Source organism: Micrococcaceae bacterium Sec5.7, assembly GCA_039636785.1.
Lineage (GTDB): Bacteria > Actinomycetota > Actinomycetes > Actinomycetales > Micrococcaceae > Arthrobacter.
Genome location: CP144169.1, coordinates 610104 through 625326, shown reverse-complemented (window position 1 = coordinate 625326; position 15223 = coordinate 610104). Strand labels below are relative to the sequence as shown.

The 15223-nt window shown below is 65.2% G+C and carries 14 protein-coding genes, 1 pseudogene and 1 riboswitch; of the genes and pseudogenes, 7 read left to right on the top strand and 8 right to left on the bottom strand.

What is annotated here, in order from left to right:
- Positions 1-14: 14 nt before the first annotated feature.
- Complete coding sequence (locus V3C33_02870; protein XAS68284.1) at positions 15-881, bottom strand: matrixin family metalloprotease; 867 nt, start codon at positions 879-881, stop codon at positions 15-17.
- A 68-nt stretch (positions 882-949) separates the two neighbouring features.
- Positions 950-2203, bottom strand: a complete 1254-nt coding sequence (locus tag V3C33_02865) for a VIT1/CCC1 transporter family protein (GenBank protein XAS68283.1) — start codon at positions 2201-2203, stop codon at positions 950-952.
- A gap of 246 nt (positions 2204-2449) precedes the next feature.
- On the opposite strand from V3C33_02865, the gene V3C33_02860 reads away from it, so the two are divergent.
- Positions 2450-2671 carry a hypothetical protein gene (locus tag V3C33_02860; protein XAS68282.1) on the top strand — a complete coding sequence of 74 codons (222 nt, stop codon included), beginning with the start codon at positions 2450-2452 and terminating at the stop codon, positions 2669-2671.
- A 16-nt stretch (positions 2672-2687) separates the two neighbouring features.
- On the opposite strand, the gene V3C33_02855 is transcribed toward V3C33_02860, so the two are convergent.
- A complete protein-coding gene (locus tag V3C33_02855; GenBank protein ID XAS68281.1) occupies positions 2688-3038 on the bottom strand; it encodes a hypothetical protein in 351 nt (116 codons plus the stop codon).
- 15 nt (positions 3039-3053) lie between these two features.
- Positions 3054-3173, bottom strand: a riboswitch (SAM riboswitch).
- 40 nt (positions 3174-3213) lie between these two features.
- Positions 3214-4013, bottom strand: a pseudogene (locus tag V3C33_02850) (sodium:solute symporter).
- A gap of 214 nt (positions 4014-4227) precedes the next feature.
- On the opposite strand from V3C33_02850, the gene V3C33_02845 reads away from it, so the two are divergent.
- Positions 4228-4803 carry a helix-turn-helix domain-containing protein gene (locus V3C33_02845; GenBank protein XAS68280.1) on the top strand — a complete coding sequence of 192 codons (576 nt, stop codon included), beginning with the start codon at positions 4228-4230 and terminating at the stop codon, positions 4801-4803.
- A gap of 142 nt (positions 4804-4945) precedes the next feature.
- Here V3C33_02845 and V3C33_02840 read toward each other — a convergent pair whose 3' ends face one another.
- On the bottom strand, positions 4946-5767 hold the full coding sequence (locus V3C33_02840) for a DUF559 domain-containing protein (GenBank protein ID XAS68279.1): 822 nt from the start codon (positions 5765-5767) through the stop codon (positions 4946-4948).
- Positions 5768-6159: 392 nt separating this feature from the next.
- Between V3C33_02840 and speB the strand changes: the two genes are divergently transcribed.
- The 4 genes from speB (at position 6160) to V3C33_02820 (ending at position 11844) form a co-directional block, all read left to right on the top strand.
- Entirely contained in the window at positions 6160-7251 is a 1092-nt protein-coding gene (gene speB, locus V3C33_02835; GenBank protein XAS68278.1) for an agmatinase, read from the top strand.
- Positions 7248-8963, top strand: coding sequence for a thiamine pyrophosphate-binding protein (locus V3C33_02830; GenBank protein XAS68277.1), 1716 nt, complete (start codon positions 7248-7250; stop codon positions 8961-8963). Before speB ends, V3C33_02830 begins: the two co-directional genes overlap by 4 nt.
- A gap of 225 nt (positions 8964-9188) precedes the next feature.
- The gene (locus tag V3C33_02825; protein ID XAS68276.1) at positions 9189-9671 is read left to right on the top strand and encodes a MarR family transcriptional regulator; all 483 of its coding nucleotides are present in this window, start codon (positions 9189-9191) and stop codon (positions 9669-9671) included.
- A 97-nt stretch (positions 9672-9768) separates the two neighbouring features.
- Complete coding sequence (locus tag V3C33_02820; protein ID XAS69625.1) at positions 9769-11844, top strand: MDR family MFS transporter; 2076 nt, start codon at positions 9769-9771, stop codon at positions 11842-11844.
- Between the two features lie 551 nt (positions 11845-12395).
- Here V3C33_02820 and V3C33_02815 read toward each other — a convergent pair.
- From V3C33_02815 to V3C33_02805, 3 genes are read right to left on the bottom strand one after another with little or no spacing between them, the layout of a single operon-like run.
- Positions 12396-12962: a hypothetical protein gene (locus V3C33_02815; protein XAS68275.1), complete on the bottom strand. Its 567-nt coding sequence runs from the start codon at positions 12960-12962 to the stop codon at positions 12396-12398.
- A 10-nt stretch (positions 12963-12972) separates the two neighbouring features.
- Positions 12973-13629, bottom strand: coding sequence for a TasA family protein (locus tag V3C33_02810; protein ID XAS68274.1), 657 nt, complete (start codon positions 13627-13629; stop codon positions 12973-12975).
- 44 nt (positions 13630-13673) lie between these two features.
- Positions 13674-14189 carry a signal peptidase I gene (locus tag V3C33_02805; GenBank protein XAS68273.1) on the bottom strand — a complete coding sequence of 172 codons (516 nt, stop codon included), beginning with the start codon at positions 14187-14189 and terminating at the stop codon, positions 13674-13676.
- 762 nt (positions 14190-14951) lie between these two features.
- Here V3C33_02805 and V3C33_02800 point away from each other — a divergent pair.
- Positions 14952-15131, top strand: coding sequence for a hypothetical protein (locus tag V3C33_02800; GenBank protein XAS68272.1), 180 nt, complete (start codon positions 14952-14954; stop codon positions 15129-15131).
- Positions 15132-15223 lie beyond the last annotated feature (92 nt).

Here is a 15223-nt window from a genome sequence, read left to right as displayed (position 1 = left end):
CTGTGCCCGCGGCTCTACAGGTCTTTTCGGCACCGGGCCTTGCCAAGCTCGTACAGGCCGTTGAGGTCGCCGGCGGCGAGGCCGTCCGGGGCGCCGATCTCCGGGTACATCAGCTGCACGGGGTCATCAACGTGCTCCAGCCCCATGACATGGCCCAGCTCATGCAGGATCACGGCAGTGGCGTAGCGGGAACCATCCGGTTGCGTCAGCTCCACGGCGATCTGCGGACCGTCCAGCTCCAGGCTTCCGGTGACGAAACTCTTGGGGCCGTCGCCGAAACTGTAGTGTGTGCTGCCGCCCGTACCGATCACCTGGCCCTTGAGCTTGGGGGCTTCTTCCGGTGTGGTCCAGGCGATGAGCAGCGGCGCCCACTTGTCTCCATAGGAGTCGGGCTGGTAGGGAGCACGCTGTTCAGAGGGCCGCTCCGTTGTGGCACCGTCGTCGATAAAACGGATTCCGGTCGCCAGCGCCACCGTGTCGATTGCGTCGGAGACCAGCTGCTCCGCGCCGGCAGGCGCCACCTCCGCGTTGACTACGTAGTGCAGCGGACGGCACGGCGAATAACCCACCGGTGTGCCGTCGTCGTTCGTGGCCAAAAACTTGTAGGAATCGCTGGGGGAGGGCGGCGCCTGGGGCGTGCCGAGCGGTGCGTCCGCCTCTTCGAGTCCGGGCGGCGGGGCATCCGTGCGCCGTTCCGCGCCGGGTTGCTGGCCGCCGGCCAGCCCGCCGGCCAGCCCGCCGGCCTGGCCGCCGGGCTCCGCTGCCTGACCGGATTGACCGCTGCCTGCTCCGATGCGGACGTCCAGCAGCCCCACGAACCTCGGATCCCCGTACACGAGTCCGGCCACCAGGAACGCGGCCGCGCCAATGGCGGCGATCATCAGCAGATTCCGGAGAATCCTGCCGGCTGCCCCCACACGGCTCGAGTGACGCGGATGCCGGCTGTCCACTAGCCCACCACAGCGCCGAATGCCATGCCCAGCAGATAGGTCACGCCAGCAGCGCCGAGGCCGATGGCCAGCTGCCTGAGTCCCCGGGTGAGGGGGGATGTTCCGGAGAGGAGGCCGACGACGCCGCCAGTCGCCAGCAGCGCGACGCCCACCAGGACACCGGCTACTACAAGCGCCGCCACTCCGGTCATGCCGAAAAGGAACGGAAGGATGGGGACGATGGCCCCTGAAGCGAAGAAGCAGAAGCTGGACAGTGCGGCACCCCATGCCGTGCCGACGGCCTCGTGCTGGTCCTGCGTCTGCGGCAGTTGCGGCTGCAGCGACAGGCTGGGATCGCAGTCGCACGCGACCAGGCCTGTTCGCTCCGCCACTCTGTGCTCGGCTGCCTCGCGGGACATGCCCCGGGCCAGGTACACGAGCAGGAGTTCATTGTGCTCGAGGTCCAGTTGCGGCGCCGCGGCCAGGGTGATCTGGGTGGGGCGGGTGGCGGCCAGGAGTTCACGCTGCGAGCGGACGGACACAAATTCGCCGGCGCCCATGGACAGTGCGCCGGCGAGCAACCCGGCAACGCCGCTGAGCAGCACCACGGAACTCGCTACTCCGGAGGCGGCCATACCCATGACGAGGGAAAGGTTGCTGACCAGGCCGTCGTTCGCGCCGAAGACCGCGGCACGGAAGGTGCCGGCCAGCCGGCTGCGTCCCCGGGTTGCCAGCCCGCGGACCACTTCCTCGTGGATCTGTTCGTCGGCAACCATGGCGGCGGTGGCCGAGGGATCCTTGGCATAGGGCGAGCGGCCCTCTGCCCGCTGCGCCAGCGCCAGGACAAAAACGGAGCCGAAATGCCGGGCCAGGAATCCCAGCAGCTGGCTGCGGAGTGATGCGGGCCGCAGTTTTTCAGCGTGCCCGCCCAGCAGCCGCAGCCAGTGCGCTTCGTGGCGGCCCTCGGCCTCGGCCAGAGCCAGGAGGATGGAGCGCTCCTCGCCGCTGCGGTTCTGCGCCAGGTCACGGTAGACGGAAGCCTCGGCGCGTTCGTCGGCCAGGTATTGGCGCCAGCGTTTGATGTCCGCGGTGGTCGGTTCATTGCCGGAGACGGGGGAGCCGGGGGGCTCGGGGGAACCGGCCGCCTCAGGGGCGGGGGCCTCGGGAGAACGGGACGCCTCGGGGGCCGGGGCGTTTGAGGCGGGCGCATTTGAGACGGGAGAGGAGGCCGCGTGGGCGTTGTGGCGCTGATCAGATTTTGCGTGCTGAGACACGGGGACTCCTGGGCTCGACGGGGCATGGTTCGGCCCCATTGCAATGCCCAGCTTACCGCGGAAATCCGCGGAATTCCGGCCGGTAGTCCTCACTGAAAAGTTTAGGCAAACCTTAAAACCGCCAACCGGCGCAGTGCGTCCCGAGCCGCTACCGGGAGACCCTTGACCGGCTCCGGTGGCGGTGCTCTGATGAAAGTGTGCCCGATGGAAAGGTGCACAAGAGTCCACCACACGGAGGTGTGCATCATGAATACCAACGGACCGAAGCCGGACCAGTCCGGCCGGCAGACTGTTGAATCCGACCCAGCCTACGACTACGCCGATGACGCACCTGCTGATGAAGACTGGGACGCCCAGGATGAATTCCTCGACTCCGAGGAATCGGTAGTGCCGCCGGCAGAGTTCATCGACGCCGAGGAACGCGTTGTGCCTGTGGACACGGACGATGTCCGTGAACCCGAAGGCTAACGGAACCTGACGAATCTCAGAACAGCAGGCCGCGCAGCGTCGGCGCGAAGCTGAAGTGTTTTTCGAGGCCGGCACGGTGCCCGGTGGCGGCAACCGTGAGCGTCAGAACCTGGGTTTCGGGAAACCACCGTGCCGGCCGGACTGCCTGGGACAGCGCCCGCGCAATCAGCCGCGGTTCGTGGAACCAGTGCCGCTCCAGCCGGTCGTTGACGACAAAAGTGACGGTGCCGAGAGTGACGTCCACGCCCGGGATCACCAGGAAATACGGCCGTGGGGGCGGCGGTGCTGCTGATTGTTTTGCCGGCGGAATTGCGGGGAGTTCGGGCGGCAGCGCCGGGGATGAGGCGACGGCATAGCGGTAGGCCATTGCGGGCTCCTTGTGGGAGTGCTCTTGCCCGGGCGGTTGTCTCTGGTCCGCGACGGGCCGCTTCCTCATCCGAACCACCCGTGAACATGGGGTTGGTGCGTGGCAAGTCGGAGCTTGGTGCCACATCTCTTGAAGCTGGTCCTACTGTACAACAGCGCCGCGGCGGCGCTTCCCCGGCGATGGTGAGGGCAGCCACCACGTCCTTGGTGATGACGGCTATAACAATGGCGACGACGCCGAGTCCAAGCACCCAGAGCCGGTTCGCCTTGACGTCGTGCTCAGGGTTGTCTGTGTCGTCAGCGTTGACGTCCTTGCCGAACCAGCTGGCAACAAACGGCAGGACGTTGGCGCGGGCCACTGTTGCAGCGGCAATCAGTGCTCCGGACGCAGTGGACATCATGGCTGCAACGGCCGCGGCGAGAACCAGGCCGCCCATGCCGATGGGAAGGATGTTCTGGGCCACTGCCGCGTACACTACGTCCTTGCCGAGATTGGCCACGTCGATGTCCGGCAGAGCCACCTTGGCGCCCAGACCGATCAGTGCGCCGGCCACACCGTAGAGGATGCAGTAGACGCCTGCGGTGGCGCCGCCCCAGCGCGCAACCGTGGGGTTCCTGGCGGTGAAGACACGCTGCCAGATGTCCTGGCCAATCAGCAGGCCCAGGGTGTAGACGTACGAAGTACGTGATGATGGTCTGGATGCCGATGCCGCCGATCTGGAAGAAGCTCTCATCCACACGGCTGCGGATGCCGTCCAGGCCGCCGGCCGCGTTGAGCGTGAACGGCAGCATCAGGAAGAAGATTCCGACGGTCTTGATGACGAACTGCACCTGGTCGGCGAGGGTGATGGACCACATGCCGCCGATGGTCGAGTAGACCAGCACGATGGCGCCGCCGATCGCGATTGCCAGGGCGCGGTCCCGGCCGAAGAGCACCACGAAAGATGGTGGCGTAGGCGCCCGTGGAGGTGGCGCAGGCCTGATTTCCACTGCTCTTTTGACGGGTAGCGAGAGGAGATTTCTCGAATTTTGCCTAATAGGCAACACTTGTTGCCATAAAGCGTATATTGTGACCGGGGTAACAATCAAGACGCAATTGGTCCAGGCCCGCGTTCCGGCGTCACGGCGCGAGTATGCGGTTAGTATGGCTCCAAAGATGGGGCCTGCATCCGGCCGTGAAAGGTTCGTACATGAAGGCGCTACCAGTTGAACCGAGCAATGTTCCTGTTGCCATCGGTTCCAGAATCCGTGCCGCCCGGCAATCCCAGCGGCTCACCATTGAACAGGTCGCGGATGCCACCGGCCTCACCAAAGGTTTCCTGAGCCGCGTTGAGCGGGACCTGACATCGCCGTCGGTTGCCTCGCTGGTCACTCTCTGCCAGGTTCTGTCCATATCCATCGGCGAACTCTTCGCTGCGCCCGAGACCCACCTGACCAAGCGCGCCGAAGGCCCACGGATATCGCTCGGCGGCGAAGGCATTGTGGAGCGGCTCCTCACTGCACGTTCGGAGCGGCGGATCCAGATCATCCAGGCCGTAATCGAGCCCCGCGGGCGTGGCGAATCAGAGCTCTACGCCGTGGACTGCGACGTGGACGTGCTGCACGTGATCAAGGGCAGCATCAGGCTCATCCTCACCAACGAGGAATATCTGCTCAACACGGGGGACACCGTGACGTTCCCCGGCCGCGAGCCGCACACGTGGGCCAACCCCACGGACGAATCCGTTGAGGTGCTCTGGGTACTGGTCCCGGCGGCCAGCCGCTAGGCGTTTCCTTGTCGCCTGAAGTTGCCGGGCCGGCTGCCGCTTGCTGACGTTCCTGCCCGGTTACTCGGCCTGTTCGCGGCGTGTCTCTCGGAAACGCCGTCGGAAATACTGATTGGGAACTCGCAACCGGGCGGGAACGTCGTCAGCGGATGATGCGTCCGTGAATGACAGCCATGATTTCAGCGACCACCCTGTCAGGTTCGGACCAGATATGCTCCGGCATGTAGCGCAGTACAGGGTAGCCGCTGAGGGTTGAGGCGTTGTTCCGGGAGGTGTCCCGGCGTTTTGCTTCGCGGGACGAGTGGAACGCCAAAGCGTCGATCTCCACAATCAGGAACCCTTCCAGCAGGAAATCCACCCGGCCGATTCCGTCCAGCTGCACCTGCAGTTCCACCTCGAGCCCGAGTTGCGAAAACAAGTGCAGGGCTTCCACCTCGACAAGGGATTCCGTACGCAAATCCACCAGCTGAAGAGCGCGGAGCGCGCTGCCCGAGCGGTCCGCCAATAACTGGGATTCGAGCAGGGCAATCGGAACTCCATGCAGCCGGACCGCCGACGTTGCGAGGGCCGTCGATGCCGGAACAGGCAGGCACGCAAGCGCGTGCAGCGCGACATCTTCGACGGCCGGTAGCGGCAGGGCGGCATGCGGGGAAAACCGCGCGGTCCGGTGCCGGACGAATCCGAATCCGTGGCCATGGTTACAGCTCAGATGGGTTGATGGCGGAGGGGTGCGCAGCCAGAGTCCGTAGTGCCTGGCCGCGCTGGCACATGACACCCTGGCCCGGTGTTTCGCAGCCATGAGGAAAGCGGGATCGCAGTCCGGAAGGGCAAACACGCCGCGCTGGGGCTGCAACGCTCCTGCTGAGGCCAACGCCAGTAAGTCGATCCTGGAGGATCCGGCGCGCAGCAATTGGCCCGTGCGGGCAATTCCACCAATGCTTCTGAGGTACTGAACTGGTTCCATCGCTTCAGTCGACGGAATGCCCCGTTGAACCGGTAGAGGTGGCTTGGCCTATGTGGACAAACCTGCCCCGTTCAGCCCCGCCCGGGCCCCGCCGCTCCTGCCCAGTTGCTGGGCGTCATCCCGGCGTGTCCATGGGAATCGCCGCCGAAAAAGCTGATTGGCAAACAGCAACCGGGCAGGAAGGGCGGGTGGCAAACAGCAACCGGGCAGGAAGGGCGGGTGGCAAACAGCAACCGGGCAGGAAGGGCGGGTGGCAGGCGCGGCATCCGGGCAGGCGGTGCTGGCAGGCCACCGGAATAGAGAATTTGTAAACAGTTGATGCACATAAGGCAACTCTGAGTGTATGATGGCTGTCACATCTATCGTTTCATCCTCGAAGGAGAGGCGTTCTTTTGGAAGAGCTGCGCATCGAAGCCAACGGCAACCTTGGCCCCATCGATTCATCCCGGATCCCGCGCTACGCGGGAGCCGCCACCTACGCCCGACTGCCCAGGCTGGACCAGGTAGCCAAAGCGGACATCACGGTGGTGGGTGTGCCCTTCGACTCCGGTGTTTCCTACCGGCCCGGCGCGCGCTTTGGCGCCAACCACGTGCGTGAGGCCAGCCGTCTGCTGCGGCCTTACAACCCGGCCTGGGATGTCAGCCCCTTCGAAAACGTGCAGGTCGCGGACGCCGGGGACATGGCCGTGAATCCGTTCAACATCAACGAGGCAATCGAGACGATCCAGCAGAACGCCCTGGACCTGACGGCTTCGGGCAGCAAACTGCTCACCATCGGCGGGGACCACACCATCGCGCTCCCGCTGCTCCGAGCGGCCGCCGAGCGTGCCGGTGAGCCCGTGGCAATGCTGCACTTCGACGCGCACCTGGACACGTGGGACACCTACTTCGGCGCCGAATACACCCACGGCACGCCGTTCCGCAGGGCCGTTGAGGAAGGCATCCTGGACACCGAGGCCATCAGCCACATCGGCACCCGAGGCCCGCTGTACGGGAAAAAGGACCTCGACGACGACCACCGTTTCGGCTTCGGCATCGTCACCTCTGCTGACGTCTACTACCAGGGCGTCCTCGAGACCGTGGCCAAGGTCCGCGACCGGATCGGCAACCGCCCGCTCTACATCTCCGTGGACATCGATGTTCTTGATCCCGCGCACGCCCCCGGCACCGGCACTCCCGAAGCCGGAGGCATCACCAGCCGTGAACTGCTGGAAATCATCCGTGGTTTCCGCGGCATGAACCTGGTGGGCGCCGACGTCGTTGAAGTTGCACCCGCGTACGACCACGCCGAAATCACCGGCGTGGCCGCCAGCCATGTTGCGTACGAGCTCGTCACCCTGATGGCGGACAATGCTGTTGAAGGGGACCGCTTCGGCGCCCCCAACGGCTACGCGGCACAGGCACTCGGCCAGGAATCCCGGCGCCAGGCGGGATTTGCCGCACCCGGCGCCAACTCCACCGAGACCAAGGAGTTTTCCAGATGATTGATTTCGATCCCGGCACAGCAGCCGCCCCCGCGGGGACAAACACCGGGACCAGCGTCCGCAACGGCGGGGACCTCGTCGTCGAAACCCTTGAAGCTCTCGGTGCCAAAACGGTCTTCGGTATTCCGGGCCAGCACGCCCTTGGTCTGTTCGATGCCATGGGCCGCGGAAACCTGCATTTTGTGTCCTCCCGCGTTGAGAACAATTCGGCTTTCGCGGCTGACGGATACTCCCGCGCCACGGGCGAAGTGGGCGTGCTGTTCCTTTCCACCGGCCCGGGCGCACTGACGTCGCTCGCCGGGCTGCAGGAAGCGTACGCGACGGGCGTTCCCATGGTGGTCATTGCCAGCCAGATCCCGCTCGAAGGACTCGGTGCACGCCGCAAGGGGATGCTGCACCAGCTCGATGACCAGAAGGCCTCGGCCGCGAACGTCACCAAGAGCCAGCGACTCATCCAGCACGCCTCCGGTATTCCGTCCGGGATCCAGGACGCCTGGACCGAGGCCATCTCCTCGCCGCAGGGCCCCGTGTGGCTGGAAATCCCGCAGAACGTGCTGCTTGACCCCATAATGGTGCCGCCGGTGGAGGATGCTCTTGCCGAAGCGGCGGACAACCCGCCCCGGGTGGAGCTGATCCGTGAAGCAGTGAAATGGCTGTCGACGGCGGAACGTCCGGCCATCATTGCCGGCGGCGGTACGCGCCGTGGCAGGGCCGAGAAATCCCTGCGCTCCATCGCGGAGAAGCTGCGGGCCCCGGTCATCTGCACCCCCGGCGGCAATGGCGCGTTCCCGTGGAACCATGACCTCTCGCTCCAGTCCTGGATTGAGGACCGCTACATGACGGAGCTGCTCGAGGATGCGGACGTGCTGATTGTGATCGGCTCGTCGCTGGGCGAGGTCACGTCCAACTACTTCACGTTCGAACCTCGCGGCCGCATTATCCAGATCGACGCCGAGCCCCGCGTGCTCGAATCCAACCGCCCGGGGCTTGGCATCCGGGCAGACGCCGGCCAGGCGCTGGCAGCGTTGGACGAAGCGCTGACCGAGCCGCACGGAGAGCGCGCCGATTGGCATGGCACCTCACCCGAGGATCTGGTCAAGGACTCGCTGGCCAAGGTGAGAGCCCGGCTGGAATCCCAGGACCTTGGCAAGGAACTGAAGTTCATGGCCGATATCCGGGAGGCGGTTCCTGCGGACATGCAGACCTTCTGGGACATGACCATCTCGGCGTACTGGGGCTGGAGCTGCTGGGACGCGCGCGACGGCCAGTTCCACTCTGCCCAGGGCGCCGGCGGACTGGGCTACGGGTTCCCGGCGGCCATCGGCGGCGCGGTGGGCCTGGAAACCACGGGCAAGTCCGGCGCCTCGGCCCGGGTGCTCGCGGTGTCCGGCGACGGCTCCTCCATGTATTCCATTTCCGAGCTGGCCACGGCCAGGCAGCACAACATCCCGGTCACGTGGCTGATTGTGGACGACGGCGGCTACGGCATCCTGCGCGAGTACATGGTGGGCGCGTTCGGCAAGGCCACGGCCACCGAGCTGGCCCGGCCCGACTTCGTGAAGCTGGCCGAATCATTCGGCGTGCCGGCCACCCGGGTGGCCCCGGAGGATGTGGGGAACGCCCTCAAGGCGGGCTTCGCCGCAGACGGGCCCAACGTCGTCGTCGTCGAAACCCTCCTTAAGATGTTCGGTCCCACCCATCTGGACAGCTGAACCGGTCCATCAGCACACAGCACCACCCGCACCACATAGCGCGAACGAACGCTTGAGGCCCCATTTCCGGCGGATTTGGGGCCTCAGGCGTTCGTTCGCGCTCGGTGTTTAAAGGCTGCGCCGCGTTGGCCGGGCACTCAAAGACCGGCGAGCCCTCGTTAGTTTCCCAAAGCAACCATTAAGGTATATAGTTGCCTAAGGCAAGCAAAAGGGGAGCGTTCCACCATGTCAGTTGCGCCGAACACGGCAGCAGAACTCGTCTGCCGGATTTTTGACCTCCAACGGGCTGTCAGATGCGTTGCCGTGTCGAACACGCGCGGGCAGGACGCCGGGATAGCGCTCCAGGGTGTCCTCAGGTTCGTGGGGGAGCGCGAATCCAGGGCCACTCATCTGGCCGAGCGGCTGGGAGTCAGCGCACCGGTCCTGAGCCGGCACATAGCTGATCTCGAGGAGCTTGGCCTGGTGGTCCGCCGGCCGGATCCTGAGGACGGCCGCGCTCAACTCGTGGCGCTGACGGAAGCCGGAACTGAACGGCTTCGGCAAATCGAGGCGCACCGGACCGCCACCCTTCAGGGTTACCTGCAGGACTGGACCCAGCAGGACGCCGAAGAAACGGCGAAAATCCTTCAGAAACTTGCGGAATCCCTCAGGGACTCCGTCCGGGCAAAGACGGCCGGATCCACGCACATCCAACAACAACCCGTTTAGGAGCAGATATATGGCAAGCCACGCTGCCGCCACCGGTCCGTCGCCGGCCCCCGCACCGGAAAAACTGCCGGCAAAACTGCCGGCCCCGCAGGCCGTTATGACCCACCGCCAGATCATGGAAGCCCTCACCGGGCTCCTGGCCGCATTTTTCACCGCCATCCTCAGCAGCACCATCGTGGCCAACGCGCTGCCCACCATCATGTCTGAGCTCAAGGGCACCCAGACCGACTTCGCCTGGGTGATCACCGCGGCCCTGCTGGCCAACGCCGCCACCACCCCCATCTGGGGCAAGCTGGCGGACCTCTTCGACAAAAAGGTCCTGGTGCAGCTCAGCATCGTGATCTTCGTGGCCGGTTCCGTGATGGCGGGACTTTCCGAGACCATCCCGCTGCTGCTGACCGCCCGCGTTATCCAGGGCGTCGCCATGGGCGGGCTCACCGCCCTGGCCCAGGCGATCATCGGCTCCATGATCCCGCCCCGTGACCGCGGCAAGTATTCCGGTTACATGGGCGCCGTGATGGCAGTGGGCACCGCCGGCGGCCCGCTGCTTGGCGGATTCATCGTTGACAGCCCGCTCGGCTGGCGCTGGACGTTCTTCGTCTGCGTGCCGCTCGCCGTCGTCGCCCTGATCCTGCTCCAGATCACCCTGAAGATCCCGCACATCAAGCGCCCGGCCAGGATCGACTGGCTCGGCTCCATCCTGCTGACCTCGGGCGTGAGCCTGCTCCTCATCTGGGTCTCCTTTGCAGGCAACCCGGACTACTACGACTGGTGGTCCTGGCAGTCAGCAGCCATGGTGGGCGGCGGTGTCCTGCTCCTGGCCCTCCTGGTGCTGGTTGAGTCCAAGGTGGCGCAGCCCATCATCCCGCTGAAAATCATCTCCGAACGCACCACCGCCCTGGCCATCCTGGCTTCCGTGGCGGTCGGTGTGGCCATGTTCGGTTCCTCCACGTTCCTGGGCCAGTACTTCCAGGTGGCCCGCGGCGCTTCGCCCACCGAGGCCGGCCTGCTGACACTTCCCATGATCGCCGGCAACCTGATCGGCTCGGTGGCATCGGGCCTCCTGATCAGCCGGACCGGAAAGTGGAAGCGCTATCTGATCGCAGGTTCATTGCTGCTGATCGGCGGGCTCGGACTTGCGGGCACCATGGACCACACCACCGAACTCTGGCAGGCAGGCGTCTTCACCGCCGTGCTGGGTCTGGGTCTCGGCATGCTGATGCAGAACCTGGTGCTGGCCGTGCAGAATACGGTCCGCGCTGGCGACATCGGCACGGCGAGTGCCTCGGTGGCGTTCTTCAGGTCTGTCGGCGGAGCAATCGGCGTTTCCGTTCTGGGAGCCGTGCTCGGCAACCGGGTCAAGGAACTCGCCATGCAGGGCTTCGCCGCGGCGAACATCGCGGTGGACGGCGGTTCCACCGGCGCCAGCATGGACCTGACGGACATGCCGGCACCGGTCCGCGAGATCATGCGGGCCGCCTATGGCGATGCGACTGCCGAAATCTTCCTGATCGCCGCCGTTATCAGCGTGGTGGCCTTCATCGCCATCATGTTCATCAAGGAAAAGCCGCTGCGGCGCACGGTGGACATCCAGCCGGAGCCCGAAGTCCCGGCGCTGCTGGAACTGCCCGAGCAGCCGGCGCTGCTTGGGGACACTGCAAACGCGTCCGACGGCGGTGCCTCGCCCCTCGCCGGCAGCTCACCTGCCGCAGAGACCACGCCCGGTTCAAGGAGTATCCCGGCGGCCACCGAAGCCGGCGATGACCTGGACCGCGAGTTTGTGGAAGTGTTCAGCAGGCAGCGCGCCGCTGAGACCCGCCGGGCACCGGGCTTCGACGGGTCTGAAGGTCCCTCCTTACGGGATCAGCCGCCCGCCAGGGCACGGACCATGCTGGCGGAGTACCGTAGCCAGCCGTCCGAGCGTACCCAGCCGGCCGACGTCGTACCACTGATCCAGGAGACACAGCAGCTGCTGGCCGAGCAGCAGGCCCAGCTGGCCCGGGCGCTCGCTGCCGTGCACCAGCAGGCCGAGGAACAGCGTGCCGTTGCCGTGGAGCAGGCCAGGGTAGCCGCCGAGCTGAAGGCCATCAGCAAGGAACTCGCCAAGGAACGGAAACTCCAGCGTGCCGCCGCGCAGTACATCGCTGCCCATGGCAAGCACGCCAGTGAGTGACTAGACGGATTGCAACCACAGGCCGGGTCTGCCCTTCACAGGGGCGGGCCCGGCCTGCAGTCGTTTAAAGGGAGCTGTGTGCGGCAAGAAGGTACGCCGTTCGGATTGGTTGGGCCCCCATCACTTCTGAACTGGGCGTTGAATGATTCGATGAATCCGTTCTGCCAGGGCGTCCCGGTCATGGGATTTGTGCATGCGAATCCCGATGAAATCCCCGTAGGCAAGTCAGAGATCGAGGCCGCTGCGCGAGAGCGTCTTGACGCATTCCGAGGAGCAAAGCCGGCCGGCACGCCCTCACCGTGCCCAGGACCCCCATGAGCGCGCTGTCGGGATCTGGCTGCACGGCCGCCGAATCCAGGCTAAGCGCGGCGCCCTGGACCTTGGACAGCTGGAAGCGCTCAAGTCCGCTGTGCCGACGTGGCGCGGCCGCATCTACGGCAGGAGGCTGGCTTGGTGTCCCGGTGCTTCGAGTTGGGTGATTGCATGGGCCTCGGTCTTGGTGGGGTGGTGCCTGGTTAGTAGATCACCTCTGGGCAGGCCGGACGGCCACCTTAGGAGCTTGTTGTCGTGGCGGTGCGGACCTGGCCCCGGTCCACCGAGACCCCGATCGTGACTGTGGCTGCGATCCCTAGGGACAACAACGACGTGATGCGTGCCCGCAGCCGGATAGCCGCTCCGGCATTCACGGGGACGAAGGTTGAGGCGGAAGGGCCGGTTCCGGTCTGCACGATCTGGGTGATGGTACCGGAGGGGCAGGTGTTGTTTGATTCGTTCCAGGACGTGCTGCAGGCCTCCACGACGGCGGCGGGCTGCGTTGTGGTGGCGGTGTAAGTCGCTCCGGTCAACGTCAGGGTTCCGGTGTTGGCGACGTTGAAGAACTTCGGCGACGGCAGAACCAGCAACAAGCCAGTGAATTGAAGGGCCAGGGGTCCGGTGCCGTAGGGTGCTGCGGTGTTGGTGGTCGCCACCGCGCCCCAGCTGCCGGCGCCGGCCTGCTGGGATACTGACCGTGCTTCGGCCTTGCCGGTTGCCTGCGCCGGGGTGACGGCGAGGCACAGCAACAGGGCGGTGGCCGGGACTGCGGCGACCGCCCTGCTGCTGATCCGCTGCAACGGCATGGCGGATGGGTCAGCTGGTGGTGTTGGCGGCGGTGCGCTGGGTCTCGGAGAACGTCCAGGTCAGCGAGGCCGACAGGCCCTGAATGGTGGTGCCGACGGGCGCGACGCCGTTGACAGTGGTCTCGGCCTGGTCCGGCAGGGTCAGGGCAATCTTCAGGTTCAGCACCGTTCCAGCGGAGACCGGGCCGGCGACGACGGAGGCCGGTGTGGCGGCCAGTGTGCTGAGCGGCGTGCTGGCGACCAGAATGGTGGTGGTTCCGCTGCAGACACCGGTTCCGGCGGTCCAGGTGCCGCCGACGCACTGGGTGACAGTGGCTTGCAGGCCGTTGATTGCGTCGTTGGTCAGTTTGTTCGCTGCCGCTGCGCTGACGCCCAGGGTCAGGGCCTTCGCGTCCAGGTCGCTTCCCTGGGTGAGGTTGACGTACCGGTTCACGGTGTCGCCGGGGGCCAGGTTGGAGACGCTTTGGCCAAACCCGTTGCCGTTGTTGAACATTGTCAGGCTCAAGGTGCCGCTGGTGACGCTCTGCGCGGATGTGTTGGAGGCCGTGGCGGTCAGGGCGGCATAAACGCCGCTTCCGGTCACGGCCAGGCCGGCCGCGCCGAGGGCGAGGGCGGCAATCAGACGGCGGTGGCTGGGGCGGGACGGGCGTGCGGTATCAGTGGACATGGGAAAGCTCCTGACTTGAAGGGGTGACGGACCTGAGGGTCCGGTCACAGGGTTGTTGGTTGCACTGTGTTTGCTGATTGTTCTGGGTTTGATGGGGCGGTTGAGGGCTGGCGTAGAATGTGTCGGATGCCGGCACTGGTCATCAACAGCCCGAGCAAGCCGACGAGAATGGCTCGAAGTGCCGGGCTCTGCGTCCAGAGCAGTGCGTAGCCGACGTACGGGACGGTGGCGAAGACTACCGGCACCTTCGGGCCGGAAAGCACGGCCTTCCACCGGTCGTTGGCGGGGTTGGCGTCGCCTTTGGTTGTCAGAACCGGATGGGCGGAGTCCCCGGTGACCGAAGTGATCCGGTGGGCGTAGGGGGCATTTTCGCCTGGAGGGGTGAATACTGCGATTTGTCCCGCGTGTAGGTCACCCACATCCGCAGGAGCTGTGATGAGAAGGTCTCCCGGGCTGAATGCCGGGCGCATGCTGCCGGTCAAGACCGGCGACAGCTGTACCTGCAGTGCAGGTGCCACGATGGTGACCGCCACAATAATCGCAATCAACGTTGCCGTCATGACGGCGCCAAGATTGCGTCCGCATCGCATTATCAGAAACCACAACGCGGGCCGGTTCCGCGGCGTCGTCGCATCTATGGTCGACATGTCTTCCTCCAGGGACAGTGACCTACGGTCAACTAGCCCATATGGCGACAATTGCGATCGACGCCGGGGTGAGACCTGGGTCAAAACTCAGACCTTCCTGAGCCTGAACCAACATTCCCACTCACTGCTCAAGATCAACCGCACCGTGCCTCAAGGTTTGCGCAGGATTTCATCGAGGGCGGGGATTCACTGACATCCGAGTAGCTTCGGCACTGATTTCTAGCCTTAGTGCCGCGGAAAACCTGCCCTACGCGGCCAGCGAGCTGTCAGGCACGACAGGTGTCTCACTGATTTCCTCTTTCAACCCTCGGCTTGCAAGACATGCGAGCGTGACCGCCAACCCAAGCTGCGATTGAACCGCCATCCCTGGCTAGCCATCACAGACGGGGTATGCGAGAATCGCCGAGGCCTTTGTACATTCGGGATTTTGCCGACGGGGGAGCGGCTGAAACGTGTCGCGTTGGGGGACTGGCTTCCGGGGCTGCCGTTGGCTCGTTCTGCTGACAGAATCCTGCAGATGAACACTTTGGACCTTGATAGCATCCCGATCCTGGAGTCTCTCGCCTGTCCTTCCTTGTGCTTGCAGGAGGTTGGATCGACGCTCCTTTAATCAACGGGAGCGTCGGGACCAGACTCGGACGCCATCCGTAAGGACGCTCGTATCGAATCCCTGTCATGAACTACTACAGCCCGGCGGCGCAGGAACGGGTTAAGGACGCCGCGTATGACGCACTCGAGAAGGTCTTGACCGGCATGTTCGAGCCGTTGAACCGCCACGCACTCACAGCAAGGTGGAACCGGGCTTGTGAGGCAATGGCGAAACATCTTGAAGGGCAAGACGATGGAGGCGAATAACGACCGCGTTCACGATCCCGGCAGCGTCCGTTCCGATCCGTATCAGGGAACCGGGCTGCCGCCCGGGCGGGGTATGCGCGAACGTGCAGAGC